This window comes from Micromonospora sp. 4G55, assembly GCF_016803375.1.
On sequence record NZ_JAEVHN010000517.1, the window covers coordinates 1 to 4,418 of the forward strand.

Annotated in this window: 3 protein-coding genes and 1 pseudogene; all 4 read left to right on the plus strand. The window is 72.9% G+C overall.

The genetic code is table 11. The features are described 5' to 3' along the window. The first annotated feature begins 261 nt into the window (after positions 1 to 261). Entirely contained in the window at positions 262 to 2,013 is a 1,752-nt protein-coding gene (locus JNW89_RS28780; RefSeq protein ID WP_238451489.1) for a CTP synthase, read from the plus strand. Beyond that, positions 2,010 to 2,615 (plus strand): NUDIX domain-containing protein, encoded by a 606-nt coding sequence (locus JNW89_RS28785; RefSeq protein ID WP_238451490.1) that lies wholly within the window; start codon positions 2,010 to 2,012, stop codon positions 2,613 to 2,615. The genes JNW89_RS28780 and JNW89_RS28785 overlap by 4 nt, the downstream gene beginning before the upstream one ends. 526 nt (positions 2,616 to 3,141) lie before the next feature. Then, positions 3,142 to 4,256 (plus strand): annotated as a pseudogene (gene ald / locus JNW89_RS28790) (alanine dehydrogenase). Positions 4,257 to 4,302: 46 nt separating this feature from the next. Then, a partial coding sequence (locus JNW89_RS28795) for a site-specific integrase (protein ID WP_238451491.1) occupies positions 4,303 to 4,418 on the plus strand: 116 nt, incomplete at its 3' end.

A 4,418-nucleotide genomic window follows, 5' to 3' on the forward strand; every position in this document is an offset into this window, starting at 1 on the left:
GGTGTGCGGAGCGCGGGTGAGCGGGCGGCGGGAGCGGGCGGTGCCGGCGTGCCCGCCGCGCGGGCCGGGGAGTCGGCCACCCCGACATCGACCGAGGTCACGACGGGTTGACCCGCTGCGGGTTCCAACGCCGGCCGGGGTGGGTGCGGCGCCCGCCCCGGGCCGGAGAGGTGTTACCGTGGAATCCCGTGGATCGCGTGATCACTTTGCTGATCGGCACGGCGGTTCGCACGACCGCTACGGACGACACGGGAGCAGGCCTTGGCCCCTTCAGCACGGACGACCAGGCACATTTTCGTCACCGGGGGCGTCGCCTCCTCGCTGGGTAAGGGCCTCACCGCCTCCAGCCTCGGCAATCTGCTCACCGCGCGCGGGCTGCGCGTGGTGATGCAGAAGCTCGACCCGTACCTCAACGTCGACCCGGGGACGATGAACCCGTTCCAGCACGGTGAGGTCTTCATCACCGACGACGGCGCCGAGACCGACCTCGACGTCGGGCACTACGAGCGCTTCCTCGACCGGGACCTGTCCGGCAAGGCGAACGTCACCACCGGCCAGATCTACTCCGACGTGATCGCCAAGGAGCGGCGCGGCGAGTACCTGGGCGACACCGTCCAGGTGATTCCGCACATCACCAACGAGATCAAGTCCCGGATCCTCGGCATGGCCGACCCGGACGGCGACGGCCAGATCCCGGACGTGGTGATCACCGAGGTGGGCGGCACCGTCGGCGACATCGAGTCGCTGCCGTTCCTGGAGGCCATCCGCCAGGTCCGCCACGACCTGGGCCGGGACAACTGCTTCTACCTGCACGTCTCGCTGGTGCCGTACCTGGCGCCCTCGGGCGAGCTGAAGACGAAGCCGACCCAGCACTCGGTGGCCCAGCTGCGCAACATCGGCATCCAGCCCGACGCGATCGTGCTGCGCTGCGACCGGGAGATTCCGGAGAAGCTCAAGGAGAAGCTCTCGCTCTACTGCGACGTGGACCGGGAGGCGGTCGTGGCCGCCCCGGACGCGCCGAGCATCTACGACATCCCGAAGGTGCTGCACCGCGAGGGTCTCGACGCGTACGTGGTGCGCCGGCTCGGTCTCTCCTTCCGCGACGTCGACTGGGCCAGCTGGGACGACCTGCTGGACCGGGTGCACCAGCCGATCCACACGGTGACCGTCGCGGTGGTCGGCAAGTACGTCGACCTGCCCGACGCGTACCTGTCGGTGAGCGAGGCGATCCGGGCCGCCGGCTTCGGCCACCGGGCCCGGGTGCAGCTGCGCTGGGTGCCCAGCGACGACTGCGTCACCCCGGCCGGCGCCGCGGCGGCCCTGGCCGGCGCGGACGGCATCGTCATCCCGGGCGGCTTCGGCGTGCGCGGCATCGAGGGCAAGATCGGCACCGCCCGGTACGCCCGCGAGAACGGCATCCCGCTGCTCGGCCTCTGCCTCGGCCTGCAGTGCATGACCATCGAGGTGGCCCGTCACCTGGCCGGCCTGGACGGCGCCAACTCGCTGGAGTTCGACGAGGAGGCCAAGCACCCGGTCATCGCCACCATGGCCGACCAGGAGGACATCGTCGCCGGCAAGGGCGACCTGGGCGGCACCATGCGGCTCGGGGCGTACCCGGCGACGCTGGCCGAGGGCTCGCTGGTCGCCGAGGCGTACGGCAGCACCGAGGTCAGCGAGCGGCACCGGCACCGCTACGAGGTGAACAACGCCTACCGCGACCAGCTCACCAAGGCCGGCCTGCACATCTCCGGCACCTCGCCGGACGGCCGGCTGGTCGAGTTCATCGAGCTGGACCGCGGCCTGCACCCGTTCTTCGTGGCCACCCAGGCGCACCCGGAGGTGAAGAGCCGCCCGACCCGCCCGCACCCGCTCTTCGCGGCGTTCGTGAAGGCGGCTGTGGCGTACTCGGAGGCGGACCAGCTGCCGGTGGACCTGGACGCGGTGGCGGAGGCCCCGACGGCGAAGAAGGCCTCCCGTAACGGCGCCACGGCGAAGGCGGCGTCCGCCTCGTGAGCGCCGTCGAGCACCGTTACGAGCTGCGGGACCGGCAGGAGCGCTTCCAGGGCCGGATCTTCTCGGTGGTCACCGACGAGGTGACCATGCCCGGCGGCGACACCGCGAAGCGGGACTACGTCCGGCACGTCGGCGCGGTCGCCGTGGTGGCTCTCGACGACGCCGGCCAGGTGGTGCTCGTCCGGCAGTACCGGCAGCCGGTGGGGCGGCACCTCTGGGAGCTGCCCGCCGGGCTGATGGACGTCGCCGGCGAGCCGCTGCCCGCCGCCGCCGCCCGCGAGCTGGCCGAGGAGGCCGACCTGACCGCCGGCACCCTCGACCTGCTGGTCGACGTGCACACCTCGCCGGGCTTCTCCGACGAGGTGGTCCGGGTCTTCCTCGCCCGCGACCTCGCCGACGTGCCGGCCGAGGCGCGGCACGAGCGCCGCGACGAGGAGGCCGACATCCAGATCGTCCGGCTCGACCTGGACGAGGCGGTCGGCATGGTGCTGGCCGGGGAGATCACCAACGGTCCGTGCGTGGCCGGGCTGCTCGCCGCCGCCCGGGCCCGCGACGCCGGCTGGTCGGTGCTGCGCCGGGCCGACGCCCCGCTGCCCCGCTGACGGGTACGCCCGGGAAGGGCCGCGCGGTTCGCCGCGCGGCCCTTTCGCGTCCCCGCTCCCTCCTGCCGCTCTCTCCACCGGGTGCCTGGGTCGCGCTGTGCGGCGTGTCGCGGCATCCGCCCGCCGGGACACCGCGACACGCCGCAGAGCGGGGCGGTGGTGGCCCTCGGTCGGCCCCTCGGACCGTCGGCGTGCGCGTCGGGGTGGCTCGTGCGCCGGGCGTCGGGACGGGGACCGGCGGGCACCGAGCGCGGCGGCGTGGACACCCGGCGTGTCGCCTGCGGATTCCGCCCGGCGGTACCCGTCGCGCGGTGCGACGATGAGGGCGAACGCCGAGCGGGGGAGCGGGCCTGCAGGCCTGACACATCGTCAGGCGGATCGGGCACCGGATGTCACTGTGCTGGGCCCCGGAGGGTGCTCCCGCGCCTAGACTGCCGCCGGCGGGACCGGTCGACCGCGCCGGCAATGGGGCCGGCGCGGGGCCGAGCAGTCGGGGTGAGCTGCCCCGAAGAGAGGTGTCTGCATCGTGAAGGTCGGAATCCCACGCGAGGTCAAGAACCACGAGTACCGCGTGGCGATCACGCCGGCGGGCGTCAACGAGTTCACCCGCCACGGTCACGAGGTCTTCGTCGAGTCCGGCGCCGTGTCGGGTCGACCATCAGCGACGACGAGTTCGCCGCGGCCGGCGCCAAGATCCTGGGCACCGCCGACGAGGTGTGGGACACCGCGGAGCTGGTGCTCAAGGTCAAGGAGCCGGTCGCGGAGGAGTACCACCGCATGCGCGAGGGGCAGGTGCTCTTCACCTACCTGCACCTGGCCGCCTCCAAGGAGTGCACCGACGCGCTGGTCGACCGGAAGGTCACCGGCATCGCGTACGAGACCGTCGAGCTGCCCGACCGGTCGCTGCCGCTGCTCGCCCCGATGTCCGAGGTCGCCGGCCGACTCGCCCCGCAGGTGGGCGCCTTCTACATGATGCGCACCGGCGGTGGCCGGGGCGTGCTCCCCGGCGGCGTGTCCGGCGTGTACGCGGCCAAGACCGTGGTCATCGGCGCCGGGGTCTCCGGCCTGAACGCCGCGGCGATCGCCCTGGGCCTGCAGTCCGAGGTGCTGCTGCTGGACAAGAACGTCGCCCGGCTGCGCCAGGCCGACGCCATCTACCGCGGCCACCTGCAGACCGTCGCCTCCAACGCGTACGAGATCGAGCGGGCCGTGGTCGACGCGGACCTGGTCATCGGCGCGGTCCTCGTCCCGGGCGCGAAGGCCCCGAAGCTGATCTCCAACGAGCTGGTCTCCCGGATGAAGCCGGGCAGCGTGCTCGTCGACATCGCCATCGACCAGGGCGGCTGCTTCGAGGACTCGCGTCCCACCACGCACGCCGACCCGGTCTACAAGGTGCACGAGTCGATCTTCTACTGCGTGGCGAACATGCCCGGCGCGGTGCCGAACACCAGCACCTACGCGCTGACCAACGTCACCCTGCCGTACGCGCTGGAGTTGGCCAACCAGGGCTGGCGCGAGGCGCTGCGCCGCGACCCGGCGCTGGCGCTGGGCCTGAACACCCACGACGGCCAGGTCGTCTACGGCCCGGTCGCCGAGGCGCACGGCATGCCGACCCTGCCGCTGGCCGAGGTGCTGGCCTGACCGCTGCACCGGACACCGCCGGCGCGGGCGTCACGCCCGCGCGGCCCTGCGCCGTGCCGTCCGCGGCTACCTCGACCACCTGACCGTCGAGCGTGGCCTGTCGGCGAACACGCTCGCCTCGTACCGTCGGGACCTGGAGCGGTACCTCGACACCCTGGCGGC